The 19,465-nt window shown below is 35.7% G+C and carries 12 protein-coding genes and 4 tRNA genes; 15 read left to right on the plus strand and 1 reads right to left on the minus strand.

Annotation, left to right across the window (positions count from 1 at the left end; translation table 11 throughout):
• Window positions 1–124: 124 nt before the first annotated feature.
• The 3 genes from serS (at window position 125) to LAB100_RS10360 (ending at window position 1,699) form a co-directional block, all read left to right on the plus strand.
• Window positions 125–1,414, plus strand: a complete 1,290-nt coding sequence (gene serS, locus LAB100_RS10350; RefSeq protein ID WP_119327084.1) for a serine--tRNA ligase — start codon at window positions 125–127, stop codon at window positions 1,412–1,414.
• 65 nt (window positions 1,415–1,479) lie between these two features.
• Window positions 1,480–1,552 (plus strand) — tRNA-Asn (locus tag LAB100_RS10355).
• A gap of 74 nt (window positions 1,553–1,626) precedes the next feature.
• A tRNA-Thr gene (locus tag LAB100_RS10360) sits at window positions 1,627–1,699 on the plus strand.
• Window positions 1,700–2,074: 375 nt separating this feature from the next.
• Here the strand turns inward: LAB100_RS10360 and LAB100_RS10365 are convergent.
• A complete protein-coding gene (locus LAB100_RS10365) occupies window positions 2,075–3,904 on the minus strand; it encodes an FAD-binding protein (protein ID WP_119327083.1) in 1,830 nt (609 codons plus the stop codon).
• Window positions 3,905–4,059: 155 nt separating this feature from the next.
• Here LAB100_RS10365 and LAB100_RS10370 point away from each other — a divergent pair, with 155 nt between their 5' ends.
• The 12 genes from LAB100_RS10370 (at window position 4,060) to LAB100_RS10425 (ending at window position 19,428) form a co-directional block, all read left to right on the plus strand.
• Window positions 4,060–4,989, plus strand: coding sequence for an FAD:protein FMN transferase (locus LAB100_RS10370; RefSeq protein WP_119327082.1), 930 nt, complete (start codon window positions 4,060–4,062; stop codon window positions 4,987–4,989).
• Window positions 4,990–5,085: 96 nt separating this feature from the next.
• Window positions 5,086–5,694 (plus strand): NADPH-dependent FMN reductase, encoded by a 609-nt coding sequence (locus LAB100_RS10375; RefSeq protein WP_119327081.1) that lies wholly within the window; start codon window positions 5,086–5,088, stop codon window positions 5,692–5,694.
• 10 nt (window positions 5,695–5,704) lie between these two features.
• Window positions 5,705–6,907, plus strand: coding sequence for an NAD(P)H-dependent oxidoreductase (locus tag LAB100_RS10380; RefSeq protein WP_119327080.1), 1,203 nt, complete (start codon window positions 5,705–5,707; stop codon window positions 6,905–6,907).
• 1,257 nt (window positions 6,908–8,164) lie between these two features.
• Window positions 8,165–9,517, plus strand: coding sequence for an FAD-dependent oxidoreductase (locus tag LAB100_RS10385; protein WP_119327079.1), 1,353 nt, complete (start codon window positions 8,165–8,167; stop codon window positions 9,515–9,517).
• 506 nt (window positions 9,518–10,023) lie between these two features.
• Window positions 10,024–10,368 carry a DUF6483 family protein gene (locus LAB100_RS10390; protein WP_119327078.1) on the plus strand — a complete coding sequence of 115 codons (345 nt, stop codon included), beginning with the start codon at window positions 10,024–10,026 and terminating at the stop codon, window positions 10,366–10,368.
• A 32-nt stretch (window positions 10,369–10,400) separates the two neighbouring features.
• Window positions 10,401–11,339 carry an aldo/keto reductase gene (locus LAB100_RS10395; RefSeq protein ID WP_119327077.1) on the plus strand — a complete coding sequence of 313 codons (939 nt, stop codon included), beginning with the start codon at window positions 10,401–10,403 and terminating at the stop codon, window positions 11,337–11,339.
• Between the two features lie 451 nt (window positions 11,340–11,790).
• Window positions 11,791–14,328, plus strand: a complete 2,538-nt coding sequence (locus LAB100_RS10400) for a YfhO family protein (protein ID WP_119327076.1) — start codon at window positions 11,791–11,793, stop codon at window positions 14,326–14,328.
• 119 nt (window positions 14,329–14,447) lie between these two features.
• Window positions 14,448–15,956, plus strand: a complete 1,509-nt coding sequence (gene glpK, locus LAB100_RS10405; RefSeq protein ID WP_119327075.1) for a glycerol kinase GlpK — start codon at window positions 14,448–14,450, stop codon at window positions 15,954–15,956.
• A 39-nt stretch (window positions 15,957–15,995) separates the two neighbouring features.
• Window positions 15,996–17,498 carry a glycerol kinase GlpK gene (gene glpK / locus LAB100_RS10410; RefSeq protein ID WP_119327074.1) on the plus strand — a complete coding sequence of 501 codons (1,503 nt, stop codon included), beginning with the start codon at window positions 15,996–15,998 and terminating at the stop codon, window positions 17,496–17,498.
• Between the two features lie 147 nt (window positions 17,499–17,645).
• A complete protein-coding gene (locus tag LAB100_RS10415; RefSeq protein WP_119327073.1) occupies window positions 17,646–19,121 on the plus strand; it encodes a peptide MFS transporter in 1,476 nt (491 codons plus the stop codon).
• 147 nt (window positions 19,122–19,268) lie between these two features.
• Window positions 19,269–19,351: transfer RNA gene (locus LAB100_RS10420), tRNA-Tyr, on the plus strand.
• 5 nt (window positions 19,352–19,356) lie between these two features.
• Window positions 19,357–19,428, plus strand: a tRNA-Gln gene (locus tag LAB100_RS10425).
• Window positions 19,429–19,465 lie beyond the last annotated feature (37 nt).

Below are 19,465 nucleotides of genomic sequence, written 5' to 3' on the forward strand. Positions count from 1 at the left end.
CAAAGCCAAGAGGCTTCAGGTCGTGCCCACTACGTTCCAGCCCAATTTTCTTTGTTGCGGAGGACGGCATCCTTAATACATTGATTTTAGTGAACAAAGTAAATAAAAAGAGGGAGAAATATCTATGTTAGATATCAAGTTAATTAGAAAAGATCCAGAATGGATCAAGAATAAGTTAGCTTCGCGTGGTGTTACAAGTGATGAAATTGATGAATTATTAGGTTACGATGCTAAGCGTCGTGAATTGCTTGTTAAGACTGAATCATTGAAGGAAAAGAGAAATACTGTTTCTCAAGGAATCGCTACTAAGAAACGTAACAAAGAAGATGCTAGTGACGAAATCGCAGCTATGAAACAAGTTGGTGCTGACATCAAGAAAATTGATGCTGAACTTGAAGAAACTGAAGGCAAGATGAACTATATCTTAGTTCGTTTACCTAATATTCCTGATGATTCAGTTCCTGTTGGACCTGATGAAAGTACTAACGTTGAAATTCGTAAAGTTGGTGCTATTCCTAAGGAAGGCTTCAAACCTCGTCACCACTGGGATATTGGTGAAGAACTAGGTATCTTAGACTTTGAACAAGCTACTAAGGTTTCTGGTTCACGTTTTGTTTATTACATTGGTATGGGTGCTAGACTTGAACGTGCTGTTTACAACTTTATGTTGGATCAACACCAAAAGGAAGGTTATACAGAAGTAATTCCTCCATACTTGGTAAATAACGGTGCTATGTTTGGTACTAGTCAATTCCCTAAGTTTACCGAAGATGTCTACACAGTTATGGTTGATGAAAATCCATTGACTTTGATTCCTACAGCTGAAGTTCCTTTGACAAACTACTTTGCTGACAAGATTTTGGATGAAAAAGATTTGCCTAAGTATGTTACAGCTTTGACACCTTGTTTCCGTTCAGAAGCAGGTAGTGCAGGCCGTGATACTCGTGGTTTGATTCGTATGCACCAATTTAACAAGGTTGAAATGGTTAAAGTTTCAAAACCTGAAGAATCATACAATGAACTAGAAAAACTAACAGCTAATGCTGAAAATATCTTGAAACAATTAGGACTTCCATATCACGTAATTGTACTTTCAAGTGGAGATGCTAGTTTCAGTTCTGCTAAGACATACGATCTTGAAGTTTGGATGCCTGCACAAGACAAGTATCGTGAAGTTTCAAGTTGTTCAAACTGTCTTGATTTCCAAGCTCGTCGTGCTCACATTAGATATCGTGACGAAAATGGTAAGACAAAATTGGCTCACACATTGAATGGTTCAGGTCTTGCTGCCGGACGTACAGTTGCTGCAATTCTTGAAAATTACCAAAATGAAGATGGATCTGTAACAATTCCTGATGTTTTGGTACCTTATATGGGTGGAATTACAAAAATTACTAAAGAAAATGCCAAATAGTTATTGACCTGAGGCGTATAAATTGATAAGATTTAATAGTTCTGTTAAAAGAACTATTGAATTATTCCGGATTAGCTCAGTTGGTAGAGCATCTGACTGTTAATCAGGGTGTCGTCAGTTCGAGTCTGACATCCGGAGTTATAATACTTAGGAGATACCTAGGTGTCCAATATATTACATCTAGTTCACATGAATTAGGTGTATTTTTTTAAGCCGTGTTAGCTCAGTTGGTAGAGCATCGGTATCGTAAACCGGCGGTCACAGGTTCGACTCCTGCACACGGCATTTCTTGATGATATATTAAAGAACCAAACTCCCAAAAGAGCTGTTGAATTTAATTCAACGGCTCTTTTTTTTTGCGTAAAATCATTTAATTCTTATTTTTGTGGAAGTTTTAAGAGATTTATTGTTTTTTATTTTATTAAAATAAGGGATCCTAATGGCACTTTATAGTCATTAGAATCCCTTATTGATTTATATTACAACGAAATATCTAGTCCGTAACGGAGCTAGGATGGTCTCAGCTATGAAATTATTCTTAGTCGGCGATTTGTGCCGGCTTAGAATAAGGCTCGATTTGAAAACAATTTGAACTTTAATTGGTTTCAAACGATGCCCATGGCGTTCCAGACCATTCCTAGCGCAGTGGAAGACGGCAGATTACTGTTTAATTTGTTCCAAAGCGTTGGCAACAGCTTCTTTAATAGCCTTGCTTGAAGCGGAAGCTCCTGAAACTGTATCAACGTCAACTGAATTCTTTTGAATGATTTCTTTAGGCAATTCTTTAACAGCCTTTAAACCATAATCGTCAGATTCGCTTTGTTTTAAGACTTCAATATTTTGAATGTTGTCCTTACTGTCAGCTGTGACACGAACGACAATTTCATTACCCATACCAGCAGTTGATTTACCGATGTATTGATTATCTTTTGTTTCATAATGTTCCTCTGATACATCAGAACCCAACCCTGATTCGTGAACGCTAGCAGATGATTGAACGTCGACAGCTGCAGTTTTTTTGATTTCGGTTTTGGAGCTAGCAGCATTTTCACCGGCAATTTTACCGAAAATCAAATTCTCAGCCAAATTGCTACCACCGTTATATTGACGTCCCATTAAGCTACCTAATTCACCAGCAGCATAAAGATGTGGGATAACAACATTATCATTATCGACAACTTCAGCATTAGAATTATGAACCGGACCACCTTGGGTATTCAATAATCCTTGAACCATTGCCAGAGCATAGTAAGGACCATGAATATCGAATGCAGTCAAAGTTTTACTATCACGATTGAAAGCATAGTCACGTTTTGCTTCAGCAAAGAGATTAAAATCACTGATTGTATTACTCAAATTCTTAGCTTCGACATGGATAACTTTAGCCAAGTCATCTAAAGTATCAGCCTTGATAACTAATTTCATAAATTCTGGGTAAGGGGCGTTTTTGTCATTCTTCAATTCATCGTATTTCTTTTGATCAAAGATAACGTATGGATGACGTTGAGCTAGTGGAATTCTCCAGTTGCCATGATCTTGAATGTGACCATGTCTGTGAATTTCGTTTTCGTCAAAGTAACGAGTTCCATCATCACCAACAACGATTAAACTACCTTGATGAAATGCGGGCCAATCGAATGGTAAAAACTGTGAACGTTGTCCCTTTTCTGGTTTAGGAGTTAAACCGTGGAAAATGCCGTAAGATTCATAGTTGTCCATATTATAAAGTTGGGCACCGACTTCACTAGCCATTTTGACACCAATACCTTTGTTATAAAGTGAACCAATTGGATTGAGGCTAGTTTCGCCTAGATAGTTTTCGACCATCTTAGGGTTGTTTTCAAAGCCACCAGTTGCCATAATGACACCATTTTTAGCTCTAACGTTCAAATCTTTACCATTACGTTTAATTTGAACACCAACGATTGCCTTAGTTGCAGGACTTTGGATTAAATGTTCTGCAGGAGTATTGTAGAGAACATCGATCTTGTCAGCACGTTTTAGTACTTGTTGACGTAAGTTTTTCCACAAGGCAGAATCAGCAACACCTTCATGGACAGCAACTAATTCATGAGTAGCTTGACCACGGAATTCGGGATATTCATGAGCCATAAAGTGTAAGGCTTTGGAAACTGGTGATTCTGGGTGTTTACCCATGATAAATGGCTTAACCCCAAGATATTTTTCTAAGTAATTGGGAATGTCATAGAGCCCTTTGATATAAGTTTCCATCAATTCTTTATCGTATGACAAAGGAAAAGCTAAGTCTTGATAATATTTGCGCAAGTCGTCAAGATTGTCACCTGAAGAAATAACTTGTCCAGCATAACGAGTATTGCCACCCTCATGACCCTCGGGAGCTGAGTCGGTAATTAAGACTTTGGCGTTGTTATCAGCAGCAAAGCGGGCGGCTGTAGCACCTGCACCACCAAAACCAAGGACGATAACATCATATGTTGCGTCCCACTTTAAATTTGAATCCTCAAACATTTCGTTCACTCCATTTCGTCTAGATGTTAGGATTAATATAACTCTAATCGGTGATATTGTGAACAAGTTCTCTTTGTCGTAAACGACACAAAAGACTATGATAGATAGTGTTCACTAAATATAAAATATTTTTTAAATGAATTGAGGAAGCTTTTATGAGCTTAATAAATAAAAGTTATTATGCTTTAGGAACAACAATCAACCTTTCAGTAGCGACGCCTAGTACAGATGCTGACCTAGATGCTGGATATCAGTTGATTCAACAATTTGAAGACAAGTTAACAGTTAATCGAACTAAGTCAGAAGTAATGTCGATCAATCATAATGCCGGAATAAAACCAGTAACAGTGCCACTAGACACTTATGATTTGATCAAACGCGCTGTCTTGGTAAGTCGAAAACACTTGGGCTTCAATGTGGCGATTGGTCCATTGGTGAAACTTTGGAAAATAGGTTTTAAAGGTGCTAATAAACCCAGTGATAGTGAGATTCAAGCAAAGTTAAAAATTATTGATCCAGAAAAAATAATTTTGGATGATTCCCAAAGGACAGTTTTTTTGCAAGAAAAGGGTATGGAAATTGACCTAGGTGGAATTGCTAAAGGATATATTGCGGATCAAATCAAAACATTCTGGCTCGATCGTGGTGTAAAGACTGGAATAATTGATCTTGGTGGCAATGTATTGTTAGTTGGTCCAAGTTTGCACCAAGATGGAATGTGGAATGTTGGAATTCAAAATCCAATCAAACCTCGAGATGTTTCCTTAGGAGTTGTTCATACTAAAGCTAAATCTGTTGGAACGTCTGGTATTTATGAACGTAAGTTAGTAATTGATGGTCATGAATACCACCATATGTTCGATTCTAAAACGGGCTATCCAATAAAAAATAATTTGGCTAGTGTAACGATTATCAGTGATAAATCAATTGATGGTGAAATTTGGTCAACGATTGGATTTTATCAAGGAATTGAAAAGGGCAAAGCTTTGATTGAGGCTCAAACTGGAATTGAGGCTATTTTTATTACTCGAGATTTAGATACAGTTGTGACAAGCGGACTAAAAGATACTTTTAAAATGATATAAAAAAATATATACAATAAATAACAATAATATATTGAATTAGTTAGTGAAACATTTTACAATTGATTTAAGGAAGATATAAATGAGGTGATTAGTGCTATGAATAAATTTATTGCTATTGTGGGATCAAATTCTAACAAGTCAACTAATCGGGAGTTGTTGAAATATATGCAAAGACATTTTCAACCTCAAGCCGAAATTGAACTAGTTGAAATTGCAGGTTTACCAATTTTTAAAAAGAGTGCTGATAAGTATGTACCTCAAGAGGCTAAAGAAATTGCCAAAAAAATTGAATCATCTGACGGTGTGATTATTGCTACTCCAGAATATGATCATTCAATTCCAGCAGTACTTTCTAGTGCTTTGGCTTGGTTGTCTTATGGAATTCATCCATTCGTTGATAAGCCAGTGATGATTACCGGTGCATCGTATGGATCTTTAGGTTCGTCACGCGCCCAAGCACAATTGCGTCAAATATTAGATTCGCCAGAATTAAAGGCTAGAATTATGCCTAGTTCGGAATTTCTGTTAGGACATTCACTCCAAGCATTCGACGACAATGGTAATTTAAATGATCAAGATGTGGCTAAAGAATTAGACGGTCTTTTCAAGGATTTCTTACAGTTCGTCAATATTTCTAAACAGTTAAATAATGCCAATGTTGTTAATAAACAAAAAGTAGAAAAATTTTCATGGGATAAAGATTAGAGGTAGAAAAATGAAATTAGTCGGTATTGCAGGATCAATCGCAGATCAATCATATAATCGAACATTATTGAATTTTATCGCCAAGCATTTTGAAGGTTTAGTTGATGTTGAAGTTTTGGATATTAATGATGTACCAATGTTCAATCAGGATAATGATCAAACAAATAGTGCTGTGATTCAAAACCTAAGTAAGAAAATCAGTACTGCTGACGGGGTAATTATTGCCACTCCAGAGCATAATCATACCGTTCCGGCTGCTTTGAAAAATGTTATCGAATGGTTATCTTATGAGATTCATCCTTTTGATGGCAAGCCAGTTATGATTGTTGGCGCTTCTTATCACACTCAAGGATCATCACGTGCTCAGTTGCATTTAAGACAGATTCTGGAAGCACCTGGTGTAAATGCTGTTGTTTTGCCGGGAAATGAATTCTTGTTGGGCAAAGTTAAAGAAGCTTTTGATGAAAATGGTGATTTGAAGGACCAAAATACAGTTAACTTTTTACAAACAACATTGCAAAACTTTATTAAGTTTGCTCAAGTAATCAATCTTATTAGTAAGACGGAAGATTATGAGGAAGAAGATCTTTCAGCTAAAGAGGGAACTGATACAACAATTCAAGGTGTTGATATGAACGCTGACGATTGGCTGGATCAAGCTGCTAAGAAGGTTCACGCTGTTGATGGAGATACTTATGTCAAATTGGACAGCGGACTTTTGACTGTAAATCAATTAGATTATTTCCTTAAAACAATGCCTGTTGAATTAACTTATGTTGATGAGAATAATCAATTTATTTACTATAACAAGACCGGTTCAGCTGAAGATATGCTTGCTAAACGTGTGCCATCCCAAGTAGGGGATGCACTTGATAAAGTACATCCAAAGATCAGTCGTGTTATTAAGCATGTTAAACAAGTTATTAATACTTTGCGAACAGGTAAGACAGATCTTGTTTCAATGCCTGTACCAGGTGGAGATGAATCAAAGAGTCATGTGATGCATTATTACAAGGCAATGCATGATGAAGAAGGTAATTACAAAGGTGTTAATGAATGGGCAGTCGATATTAAACCAATTGTTGATCAATATCTTCACGAAACTGGTCAAAAGTTAGTTAAAGATCCTAATGCTGAAATTGACGCTACTTCAGGAGCTTCTGAGAAACCAGAAGTTAAAGTTGACGTAACTTCTAGTGCTTCTAAACATTAATAAAAAACGGCATCTATTAAGAAATATTTTAGGTATGTAAAATATATACCTGAATTTTGTAATAGATGTCGTTTTATTTTTATATTTGTATTTCTTGATCCGATTGATTTTGTTGAAAAAAAGGCAAAAAAAAACAGCTCATCTGGGGGACGGGCTTGTTTTTTTTGCTGTACTATTGCGTACAACGGCATTACCAGTAGTGTCAGGGGAAGATATGAATGCTTGTGAGGTTTCCATGTTTGTCAAATAGAGAGGGATTTTTAATTAATTAATGAAAGCATTCAAAGTAAATTATTGTAATGGGATACGCATTTGAGGGGGAGAACAAAAGTTGATTGAGGGGGCAACTTTTGTTCTGAATGCGAATAATTACTGAAGAGTTAAGATATGAGGATGTATCTAGCTCTTCTCTAAAAGCTATAAAGGAAGAATTTGCGATTCATATCTTATCCCCTTTCACAGTTAGTAATATAGCATATATGTTTAAACAACTATATCCATATTTGAAAAAGATATTTTTTTGATTTTGACCAAAGCTGATTAACTGTAAGCACTAAACATTATTAAGTATTTTATTATTATAAGTTAATTAAATCAATATTATTCGTAATAATTTGAAAAAACAGCAAAAAAAACAGCTCATCTGGGGGGACGGGCTTGTTTTTTTGTTGTACTATTGCGTACAACGGCATTACCAGTAGTGTCAGGGGAAGATATGAATGCTTGTGAGGTTTCCATATTTGTCAAATAGAGAGGGATTTATTAATTCAAATTGATGAAAGCATTTAAAGTAAATTATTGTAATGGGATACGCATACAAGTAAGAATTGATTGAGGGGGGCAACTCTTACTTGAATTGCGAGTAAGCTATCAGATCACGATATGAGGATGTGTATCGCAATCTTATTAAGAGTTAAAAAGGAAGGAATTGCATTGATCCATATCTTAACCCCTTTCACGCCTATAATATACCACATGTGTTTAAACAATTAAATTCATTTTAGGAAAAAATAATTATTTGTATTTAGTTTCACAAGTATATCTATTTATGGGATTATAATGGTAAGCTCATTTTTTCGTTCCCAGTCGAAATAATACACAAATATAAAAAATGTGGGGTATAAATGAGCAAGTAAGCGGTTAATATTCTTAACGTTAATATTTTTGATATAATTTTTTAAATTTAAAGTAAGCGCTTTTCTTATGTTAAGAAATTAACTATAATAGATAGTATATCAAAAAAGGGTGGTATTTATTATGAAAGTAAGTATTGTCGGTTGTACACATGCAGGAACTTTTTCAGCAATGAATATTTTGAAAGAACATCCAGATTGGGAAGTCTCAGTATTTGAAAGAAATGATAATTTATCATTCCTTTCATGTGGGATTGCCCTTTGGGTAAGTGATCGTGTATCAGATCCCAATAAGATGTTTTATGCTAGTCCAGAAGCTTTGACAGATTTAGGCGCTCATATGTATATGCAACATGATGTTACAAATATTGACTTTGATAATAAGAAACTTAATGTTAAAAATCTTGTTAATGGTGAAACCTTTGAACAAGATTATGACAAGCTTGTTATTACAACAGGATCAGCACCTGTTATTCCTCCAATTCCAGGCATTGATTCAAGCCGCGTAATGCTTTGCAAGAATTGGACTAATGCTAATGAATTGAAAGAAAATGCTAAGGATATTAAGAGTGCAATTGTTATCGGTGCTGGATATATTGGTGCTGAATTGGCTGAAGGTTACGCTACTCTAGGCAAAGAAACTACCTTGATTGATGCCTTGCCTCATGTCTTGGCTAAGAATTTAGATCCAAATATGTCAGCTGTTGCTGAGAAGGACTATCTCGACAATGGAGTAACTTTGGGGATGAACGAAAAAGTTGTTTCCTTTGAAGAAACAGACCACAGTGTAATCGTTAAAACTGACAAGAATACTTATGAAGCCGATATCGCCGTTATGTGTGTTGGATTCCGTCCTAATACTAAGATGTTTGCTGATGAGTTTGAAACATTGCCAAATGGTGCTTTGATAGTTGATAAATACATGCACACAAGTAAGGAAGATGTCTTCTCAGCTGGAGATGCCGCTTCAGTACATTACAATCCAACTAATGATAATCAATATATTCCATTGGCAACTAACTCAGTTCGTCAGGGTATTCTAGTTGGTAAGAATATTGAAAAAGATACTTTAGCATACATGGGTACACAAGCTAGTTCAGCTGTTGAATTATTTGGAAGAACATATGCTGCTAGTGGTTTGACGAAAGATCATGCTGAAGTATTAGGTAAGAACGTTGAAACAGTTTCTTTGGAAGATAATTATCGTCCAGAATTTATGTTATCAACAACACCAGTTTTGATGAATCTTGTTTGGGACCCTGAAACAAGAGTTGTCTTAGGTGGAGCTTTGACAAGTAAGTATGATGTATCACAATCAGCTAATCTCTTGTCATTAGCTATTCAAAAGAAAGTAACAATTGATGAACTATCAATGGTCGACTTCTTGTTCCAACCAAACTTTGACAAACCAGTTAACTATGTCAGTGCTTTGGCAGGTGCGGCTGTGGAAAAGGCTAATTCAAAAGTAGCCGATTAGATTTAAAGTATGATTCTTTTTCAAGCTTGGTTATGATCAATGTTAACTAAGTTAATTGAAGGATTCCGTCGTCCGTAAAAAATCTGTGAGCCGCTGGAACGTGGTGGACACGACTTGAAGCCAATTGAAATTCACAATTGTCTTTAAGTTCGGTCTTCTACTAATCTTGCTACGCAAGCTAAGTAGAATTTCACCACTGAGGGCTCACAGATTTTTTACTCCCGACTAGGGTTTTGAATTTGTTAATTAAATGTTCAGTATTTGAAATTCTTAATTAAAAGAAGAACAATATCTAGGGGACATTGTTCTTCTTTTTTATGCCTAAAATCCAAAATTAAATTATTAAGCATATTAGTCCGGAACAACAAATTCGTGCCCACTACGTTCCAGCCTAATCGGGTTTGTGGTGGAGGACGGCAGTTTGTAATTTAAAACTTAAAGGCAGCTAATGGCTGTCTTTTTTTGTATAATCTAGGTGATAAATTTAAAGTATGGAGGTGGAACTGATGGATGATGACAATGATTTTATCATGCGCCAAATCAAGTCTTTTGCGGAAGGCTTTGGCTATATGGTAGGTAAAAAAGGTGCTAACAAGACTGAGATAGTTTTTGAACAACAACAGAATCAAAGAGGTAAAATTTATACCGATATTGATAACTTACTGTTGCATCATAAATATGAAGCGGCCATTAATTATGTCTATTCTAAAAAATTTGTTTTAGACCGAAAAGCTTATTTAGAATTGGGGCAGTGGTTGATTACTAGATTAAAAGGTGATCCTGAAGTCAGTGTCCAACAGTTACAAGAGTTTATTCACAATATCAATAAATATCAAAAACCGATGTTATAGTTGATATGAATTAGTTATTGGGGGAAATAAAAATGACAGAATTACCTAAATTAGCACTTGGCGCTTGGGCTTGGGGAGATAGTGCCAACTATTTTGGAAATGATTATGACGAATCGCACTTCAAAGATGTTTTTAAAACTTCAATTGAGAATGGTTTAAATCTTTGGGATACAGCCTATGCATATGGTTCAGGTGCTTCAGAAACTATTTTGGGTGACCTGATGAAAGATACGCCACGAGAGGATTTGCTTATCTCGACTAAATTTACACCAATGATGGCTGATCCCAGTAATGACCAGGCAGTTAATGAAATGTTTGAAGGTAGTCTACAACGATTGAGGACTAATTATGTTGATTATTATTGGATTCATAATGACAATGATGTGGAATTGTGGACGCCCAAAATTATTCCATTAGTACAGAGTGGACAAGTAAAGCATGTTGGGGTTTCAAATCATGATTTGCATGAAATCAAACGAGTTGTGGAGATTCTTGATGATGCCGGAATTAAACTTTCTGCAGTTCAAAATCATTATAGTTTGTTAGATAGAACTTCAGAAAATGCTGGGATTTTGGACTACTGCAAAGAAAATAATATAAAATTCTTTTCTTATATGGTTTTGGAACAAGGTGCTTTGACTGGCAAATATGATGAAGATCATCCATTTCCAAAAGGAAGTCAAAGAGCTATTAAATATAATGATAAGTTGCAAGAATTATCAGGATTAAATCACATTTTAGCAGAGATTGGTGCGAAACATAATGTATCAGCAGCACAAGTAGCCATGGCTTGGGCCGTAGCAAAGGGAACATTCCCAATTGTCGGTGTAACCAAAGTGGAACAAGTAAAAGACGCCGCCAATGTAGTTAATTTGAAGTTAAATTCTGATGAGATAAAGGCATTGGAAGATACGGCAGGTAAGTCGGGAATTTCTACCATTAGAGAATGGGAAAAAGATATGAGAAATTAAAAAGAGAAATAGGAAGACAGTCCACAGAGATTTTGCAGGCAACGTCTAATATAATATTCACAAATAATTCAAACTCTAATAAAACATACTTCACAATATCTCGGTACTATGTATACATAGTCAAATATGGCTATACAAAAACGAGGTGAAGTATATGAAAAAACATCCTATTCTCGTTCTAACGGGTGTATCTGTTTTAGCTACTGTTTGTACTAAAATGATCAGAAGTCGTAACGAAAAGAAATTCTTGAACTAAATTAATCAATCAAAAATACAAAACACAAAAATACATGAATCAAAATCATTCAAAATAAAATTACAAATTCGAGGTATAACATATGAAAGAAGATATGATGACAGGCTTGCGTGAGCAAGCCTTTTTTGTATCTTCTTTTTTGCATTTGTCCTAATAATCTCATATTATTTGAATAGCTAGTAAGGAGAAAATAATATGTCAAAACGTCATGTCCTGTATTACCTCGGAGCGTTTTTTATTAATCTTGTTATTATTTCAATAATATTTGCGTATGCAGGGTTGGTTCCTTTTGGAAGCAATAATTTTTTGAGTAGTGATTTAGGAACTCAATATTTAACCTTTTTGACCGAATTAAGACGACAGTTAGTTTCTGGCAATCTGCATCTTTATTTATTCAGCCAATCTTTAGGAGATAACTTTTTTCCGGTTATTAGTTACTACTTGTTATCGCCGTTTAATTTATTATTGGTACTTTTCAGTCCCAAGGGGATTCCCGCCGCGGCCAATATCATTATTATGCTCAAGATATCATCTATGGGTGTAACGATGGCATACTTTTTGAAATCCTATTTTAAAAAGGTTTCTGTCGCCAACTATATGTTCACTTTGGCTTATAGTTTTTGTGGGTTCGTAGCGTCATACTTTTATGATCTGATGTGGTTAGATGCATTGATCATGTTGCCTTTAGTTGCTATTGGCGTTATGAGAATTATTAAAGAACATAAATATGTTCTATATTATTTTTCAATTCTTTTTTCTATTATCTTTAATTATTATTTAGGATACATGCTATGTATTTTTTCAGTCTGTTTCTTCATTTATATCGGATTAGAAGAAAAGCTTTTTCATGCTAAGGGAAAATGGAAAGTAATCCGAAATTATTTAGTGACTTCCATTTTAGCTGGAATTAGTTCGGCAGTTGTTTTGATTCCTACTTTAGTGGGAATGCTAAAAACTGCTAAAACTTCATTTAATTTATTGAATTATCTACCGTCAGCCAGGTTTGGACTAGAAGCTTTAACAGAATTAGGTATCGGCGGGAATACTTTTGAACAACGCTTGGAACATGGTCCATCGGTATTTATGACGTCGACAATTTTAATATTGTTATTGGCATTTTTTGTTAGTTCAAAAATCAGTAACAAAGACAAACAAAATTCATTATTCCTTTTGGGGATACTTTTGATAAGTATGTTGGTAACAACTTTTAATACGATTTGGCATATGTTTCAAAATCCCGCAGGTTTTCCGTTTAGAAATAGTTTTATTTTTTCATTCGTTTGTATTTTTATCGCCTACAAAGCCTTTGATCGTGGTGTTTTCACTGATGTAAGTACGGTAATTAAAAGCACTTGTTTGGCAGGTATTTTGTTGTGTATCGGTTATTCAACTGAATGGCTATTGCCAAGAATTATTGAGCAATTAGGTTTTGCTACACCTGATAATCAGTACGATGGACGTTACTTTTGGTTGAGTATTACCTGCATTATTGTTTCAGGAATTATTTTGTTATTTCTCAACCGTAGTCGTAATTTCTTATTTTTAATTTTGTTAATGATGATTTTTGAAGTAATTGCTAACTTTAATTCAGTTATGAGTACTGCAGGATTGGGCAATCAATTGGTTTATCGAAGTGAATTTGCTAAAGAAGACAAAATTTTGGAAGATGTCAAAAAAAGAAGTCATCCAGGACATCGAATTATTGTTTCCAAGTCAGGTTTAAATAAGGCTTTTCCGGATAAATATAATAATTACAATGATCCTATTTTGTTCAATATCAATGGGTTAAGTTTGTATAGTTCAACTTTGAATCAAAATACTCTGGAGATGATGCATAATCTAGGCTACTTCAGTCTTAACGTCCGTCGTATCAGTTACTTTGGTGGAACGAATTTGACCAATGCGTTGCTGGGTGTCTATTATCGTATTCGACAGTGGGATAATCATTATTATGTTGAAGAGAACTATAACGCTCCGACTTTAGGATTTTTAGTTGACCAAGATGTTTATGGATTCAAAATGTATTCCAAAAGAGCTTTGGATAATCAGGATCGACTTTGGCAAGCTTTGAATGGTGACAGTATAGAGTATTTAAAGAATGTGTCGCTCAATAGTATGAAGCAAAGCAATGTGAACAATAAAACACTCTACAATTATCAACTGACAACTAGAGCTAGTGGACCGTTATACTTTTACGTATCGCCAATGAATTATGATACAGCCAAGATTTACGTGAATGGTAAACGTATTAAAACCGCCTCGATGAATATTTATAGTGCTGCGACTTTAAGATTGGGACATTTTAAAGAAAATCAAAAAGTTCAGGTAAAAATTTTAACTGATAAATCTTTAGATGTTGATCCAGAATATTTCCAGTCACTAGATCAAAAGAAATTTTTAAGCACTTTATATAATTTTCGTTCCAAGTCATTAATGATATCGTCTGATTTAAATCACGATACGGTTCGCGGTACGATCAATGTTACTCAAGCTTCACCAATGCTATTTAGTATTCCTTATGATAATGGTTGGAATGCCTATGTAGATGGCAAGAAAGTTAAAATTCATCGTGTGGTAGATAATTTGATGGCAATTGATTTGAAACAAGGTCAACATAAAGTGGTATTGAATTATCAAGTTCCGGGTCTAAAATTAGGATGGATAGTATCGGTCGTATCAATGACATTATTTGGTGGCTTTAATTGGATAATAAAATTAAAATCTAAAGAATAAAAAGAATTATTTTGAGTAAAACAACAAAATATTAAAAAACAATAGGAAAAGTTTACAATATTTTGCAGATGTTATAATATTTTGTTATGAAACGTTTACATTAAAAATGAGGTGAAACAATGTCAAGTGAATATATTATGGCAATTGATGAAGGTACTACTAGTACTCGAGCAATTATTTTCGATAAAAAGGGTACCAAGATTGCTGATGCACAACGTGAGTTTACCCAACATTTTCCAGAACCCGGCTGGGTTGAACATGATGCCAATGAGATTTGGAATGCGGTTCAGTCAACTATTGCGACTGTTTTTATTGAATCAGGCATTAAACCTAAGCAAATCAAAGGTATCGGAATAACTAATCAACGTGAAACAACTATTATTTGGGATAAAAAAACTGGCTTGCCAATTTATAATGCAATTGTTTGGCAAAGTCGCCAGACATCTGAGATTTCTGCTCAATTAGAAAAAGACGGCTATGGTGAGATGATCCATGAAAAGACAGGATTATTGATCGATCCTTATTTCTCAGCTACAAAAATCCGTTGGATTTTGGATCATGTCGATGGCGCTCAAGAACGTGCTGAAAATGGTGAACTACTTTTCGGAACAATCGATACTTGGATTCTTTGGAAATTATCTGGTGGGGCTGCCCATGTAACTGATTATTCTAATGCCAGTCGTACGATGTTGTTCAATATCCATGACCTTAAATGGGACGATGATATTCTAAAGGCTTTGAATATTCCTAAAGTGATGTTGCCGGAGGTACGTCCTAATTCAGAAGTCTATGCTACGACAAAGGGTTACCATTTCTATGGTTCAGAAGTTCCGATTGCTGGTATGATCGGTGACCAACAGGCAGCACTATTTGGCCAGATGGCTTTCGAGCCTGGTATGGTCAAGAACACTTATGGAACGGGTGCTTTTATCGTTATGAATACTGGTGAAAAGCCTCAACTTTCTGATAATAATCTTTTAACAACAATTGGTTATGGAATCAATGGTAAAGTTTATTATGCTTTGGAAGGTAGTATCTTTGTTGCTGGTTCAGCCATTCAGTGGTTACGTGACGCAATGCATCTTGTGGATTCTGCACCCGAATCTGAAGAAGCTGCTTTGGCATCAAATGATGACGACGAAGTTTATGTAGTTCCAGCCTTTACCGGATTAGGTGCACCTTATTGGGATGCTAATGCTCGTGGAGCTGTCTTTGGCTTAACTCGTGGAACAACTAAGAATGATTTCATTAAAGCTACATTGCAATCTTTGGCTTATCAATCACGTGATGTTTTGGAAACCATGAAACAAGATACAGGAATTGATATTCCAACACTAAAGGTTGACGGTGGGGCTGCTAATAATAGATACTTAATGCAATTTCAAGCTGATATTCTACAAACGCCAGTTCAACGTGCTAAAGATTTGGAAACAACAGCTTTAGGAGCTGCATTTTTAGCTGGACTAGCTGTAGGGTATTGGGATAGTCTAAATGATATTAAGAAACAATATGCTACTGGAGCTACTTTTGAACCAGAGATGGACGCTAAACGTGCCGACTATCTCTATGAAGGTTGGGAAGAAGCAGTCAGTGCAACTAGAAAATTCAAACATAAAGCAACAAAATAAAAGGCGATATTCGCCTTTTTTGGCGTTTAGGAGTAAATGATGGAGAAAGAATATATTTTAGCAATTGATGAGGGAACAACTACTGCTCGGGCAATAATTTTTGACCATAGTGGTAAAAAAGTTTCAGTTGCTAGACATCCAATTAGACAAATTTTGCCTAATCCGGGTTGGGTCGAACATGATCCTAATGAGATTTGGAATTCCGTTCAAACAACGATTGCCACAGCTTTGATTGATTCAGGCATTAAGCCAAAACAAATCAAGGCAATTGGTATTGCTAGTCAAAGAGAAACGACGGTAGTTTGGGATAAAAAAACTGGTTTGCCAATTTATAACGCAATTGTCTGGCAAAGTCGTCAAACTGCTAAGTTAGCCAATGACTTGATTGCTGCAGGTTATAAAGATGAGATCCATAGGAAGACAGGTCTGATTATCAGTCCTTACTTTTCAGCTACCAAGATTCGATGGATTTTGGATCATGTTGACGGTGCTCAAGAACGTGCTGAAAAGGGTGAGCTACTTTTTGGAACTATTAATAGTTGGTTACTTTGGAAATTGACTGATGGTGATAGCTTCATGACTGACTATGCTAATGCTAGTCGGACAATGCTTTATAACATCAATACTTTAAAGTGGGATGAAGACTTATTGAAGCTCTTCAATATACCTAAGAAAATGTTGCCAGAAGTAAAATCTAACTCTGAAATTTTTGGTGTAACGAAAAATTATCAATTTTATGGTTCAGAAATTCCTATTTCAGGGATGACAGGATCGCAACAGGCTTCACTCTTTGGCCAGATGGCATTTGAAAAAGGTATGGTCAAAAATACTTATGGAACTGGTGCGTTTGCGGTGATGAATACCGGGGATAAACCAGCTTTGTCAGACAATAATCTTTTGACGACGATAGCTTATGGAATCAATGGTGAAATCAAATATGCCTTGGAAGGAAGTGTCTTTGTAGCCGGAGCTGCTTTGCAATGGCTGAGAGATGATATGCGTTTAATCAGTAATACTCCGGAGACTTCTGATGATGCTAAGGCTTCTACTGACGATAATGAGGTTTACGTTGTACCAGCCTTTGCTGGTTTGGGTGCGCCATATTGGGATAATCAAGCCCATGGAACAATGTTTGGAATTACTAGAGGAACAACGGATAAGGATTTGATCAAAGCTACTTTACAGGCAATCGCATATCAGACGAAAGATATTATTGAAACAATGAGTTCCGATGCTAAAATGCCGATCGAAGTTTTAAAAGTTGATGGTGCTGCTTCTGCTAATGATTATTTAATGCAATTTCAAGCTGATATTTTGGGTATTCCTTTACAACGCTCATCAGAATTAGAAACTACTTCACTAGGAGTTGCTTTTATGGCTGGACTGGGTGTTGGTTTTTGGAAAGATTTGGATGATATTAAGAAAAATTATCAAACTGGTAAACTTTATGAATCTAAAATGAATGATTCAATTAGAGAAAATCTTTATGACGGATGGAAAAATGCTGTTCAAGCTACGATGGCATTTAAGCATAATAGCTAGAACAATAAGAGCTTATCTTAAAAGGTTCTTATTTTTATATATTGATATATAAGGGCTGTAGACATTTTTATTAAAAAACTTTTGACATGAAGAGTATGAAAGTTTAATATTAATACATTCATTGTGTAATGTGAGGAGAATTTTTTAATGGACGAAAAAAAAGATCGAGGTTTCTTCGGACAACCGACAGGCTTGCGTACATTATTTCTAACTGAGTTCTGGGAAAGATTCAGTTACTATGGTATGCGTGCCATTTTGCTATTCTACATGTACTATGCAGTAACAAAGGGCGGTCTAGGTATGGACCGTACTACTGCTGCATCAATCATGTCTATCTATGGTTCACTTGTTTACATGTCAAGTGTTCTTGGTGGATTTATCAGTGATAGACTTTTGGGAGCCAGAAGAACAGTCTTCTGGGGTGGTGTATTGATCATGTTTGGTCACATCGTCTTATCACTTCCAATTGGTCAAACAGGACTATTTTCATCTATCGCACTTATTGTTATTGGTACCGGACTATTGAAACCAAACGTATCCGAAATGGTTGGTGGATTATATACTGAAGGTGATCCAAGACGTGATTCCGGATTCAGTATTTATGTCATGGGTATTAACTTAGGTTCATTGTTTGCTCCACCAGCTGTAAATGCTATGACAAATCATTTTAACTTCCATGCAGGTTTCTCATTAGCTGCTATTGGTATGTTTATTGGTTTGATCGTTTACTGGATTGATGGAAAGAAGTATCTTCCTGAAGAAAGTTTGCATGCTCCAGATCCAATTACTGATAAAGAACGTAGTAAGTTCTTTAGACGTTTGACAATATCTATTATTGCAATCGTAGTTATCGTAATCGTTATGATCTTTACACATGCCTTTACAATTAGTAATGTTATTACAATCATCAGTATTTTGGGTATTGCCTTACCAATTGGATACTTCATTATGATGATTACAAGTAAGAAGGTTACTAAGATTGAACGCTCACGTGTTCTAGCTTATATTCCATTGTTCTTAGCTGCTGTTGTATTCTGGGCAATTGAAGAACAAGGTTCAGTTGTTTTAGCATTATTTGCTGCTGAACAAACAAACTTGAACTTCATGGGTTGGCACTTATCAGCTCCATTGTTCCAAATGCTTAACCCATTCTTTATCATTATCTATACACCATTCTTTGCCATTCTTTGGACAAAACTAGGGAAGAGACAACCATCATCACCATCTAAATTCTGGATGGGATTAGTTGTTACAGCTATTTCATACTTTGTTTTGATCATTCCTTTGATGGGATTGGCACCAAGCGGCAAAGTTAGTCCACTTTGGTTAGTTCTAAGTTGGGGTATTATTGAAATTGGTGAAATGTTGATTTCTCCAGTTGGTTTGTCAGCCACAACTAAACTAGCTCCAAAGGCTTTCAGGGGTCAAATGATGAGTATGTGGTTCCTAGCTGATTCAGCTGGACAAGCTGCTAATGCTCAGATTGTTAAATTGTTCCAACCTGGTAATCCACAGAATGAAATGATGTTCTTTGGCGTTACAGGTATCGTTACACTTGTTGTAGCAGTTATCTTAATTATGTTTGTACCAAAAATTAAGAAGTTGATGCAAGGTGTTAACTAACATTTAAAAATCAATTCAAAGACATGGCGTTTGCCATGTCTTTTTTGTTGTTTTTCATTTTAAAAATATTTTTTTGAAAAAGCCCTTGAAATGGTTTCGAATTTTCGGTAATATAATTAAGTCGAGTAAGACATGTGTTAAACACATGGAGGGGTAGCGAAGTCTGGCTAAACGCGGCGGACTGTAAATCCGCTCCTTCGGGTTCGGTGGTTCGAATCCACTCCCCTCCATTCATTGGGTTATAGCCAAGCGGTAAGGCAACGGGTTTTGATCCCGTCATGCGATGGTTCGAATCCATCTAACCCAATAAATTTAAAAGGCAAAATTCAATTTTGAATTTTGCC

The sequence above is a fragment of the Companilactobacillus musae genome, from assembly GCF_003967595.1.
GTDB lineage: Bacteria > Bacillota > Bacilli > Lactobacillales > Lactobacillaceae > Companilactobacillus > Companilactobacillus musae.

What these genes read in the sequence shown, in the direction of transcription:
- serS (WP_119327084.1), top strand. Translation starts at nt 125, where the DNA reads ATGTTAGATATCAAGTTAATTAGAAAAGATCCAGAATGGATCAAGAAT.
- LAB100_RS10365 (WP_119327083.1), bottom strand. Translation starts at nt 3,904, where the DNA reads ATGTTTGAGGATTCAAATTTAAAGTGGGACGCAACATATGATGTTATC.
- LAB100_RS10370 (WP_119327082.1), top strand. Translation starts at nt 4,060, where the DNA reads ATGAGCTTAATAAATAAAAGTTATTATGCTTTAGGAACAACAATCAAC.
- LAB100_RS10375 (WP_119327081.1), top strand. Translation starts at nt 5,086, where the DNA reads ATGAATAAATTTATTGCTATTGTGGGATCAAATTCTAACAAGTCAACT.
- LAB100_RS10380 (WP_119327080.1), top strand. Translation starts at nt 5,705, where the DNA reads ATGAAATTAGTCGGTATTGCAGGATCAATCGCAGATCAATCATATAAT.
- LAB100_RS10385 (WP_119327079.1), top strand. Translation starts at nt 8,165, where the DNA reads ATGAAAGTAAGTATTGTCGGTTGTACACATGCAGGAACTTTTTCAGCA.
- LAB100_RS10390 (WP_119327078.1), top strand. Translation starts at nt 10,024, where the DNA reads ATGGATGATGACAATGATTTTATCATGCGCCAAATCAAGTCTTTTGCG.
- LAB100_RS10395 (WP_119327077.1), top strand. Translation starts at nt 10,401, where the DNA reads ATGACAGAATTACCTAAATTAGCACTTGGCGCTTGGGCTTGGGGAGAT.
- LAB100_RS10400 (WP_119327076.1), top strand. Translation starts at nt 11,791, where the DNA reads ATGTCAAAACGTCATGTCCTGTATTACCTCGGAGCGTTTTTTATTAAT.
- glpK (WP_119327075.1), top strand. Translation starts at nt 14,448, where the DNA reads ATGTCAAGTGAATATATTATGGCAATTGATGAAGGTACTACTAGTACT.
- glpK (WP_119327074.1), top strand. Translation starts at nt 15,996, where the DNA reads ATGGAGAAAGAATATATTTTAGCAATTGATGAGGGAACAACTACTGCT.
- LAB100_RS10415 (WP_119327073.1), top strand. Translation starts at nt 17,646, where the DNA reads ATGGACGAAAAAAAAGATCGAGGTTTCTTCGGACAACCGACAGGCTTG.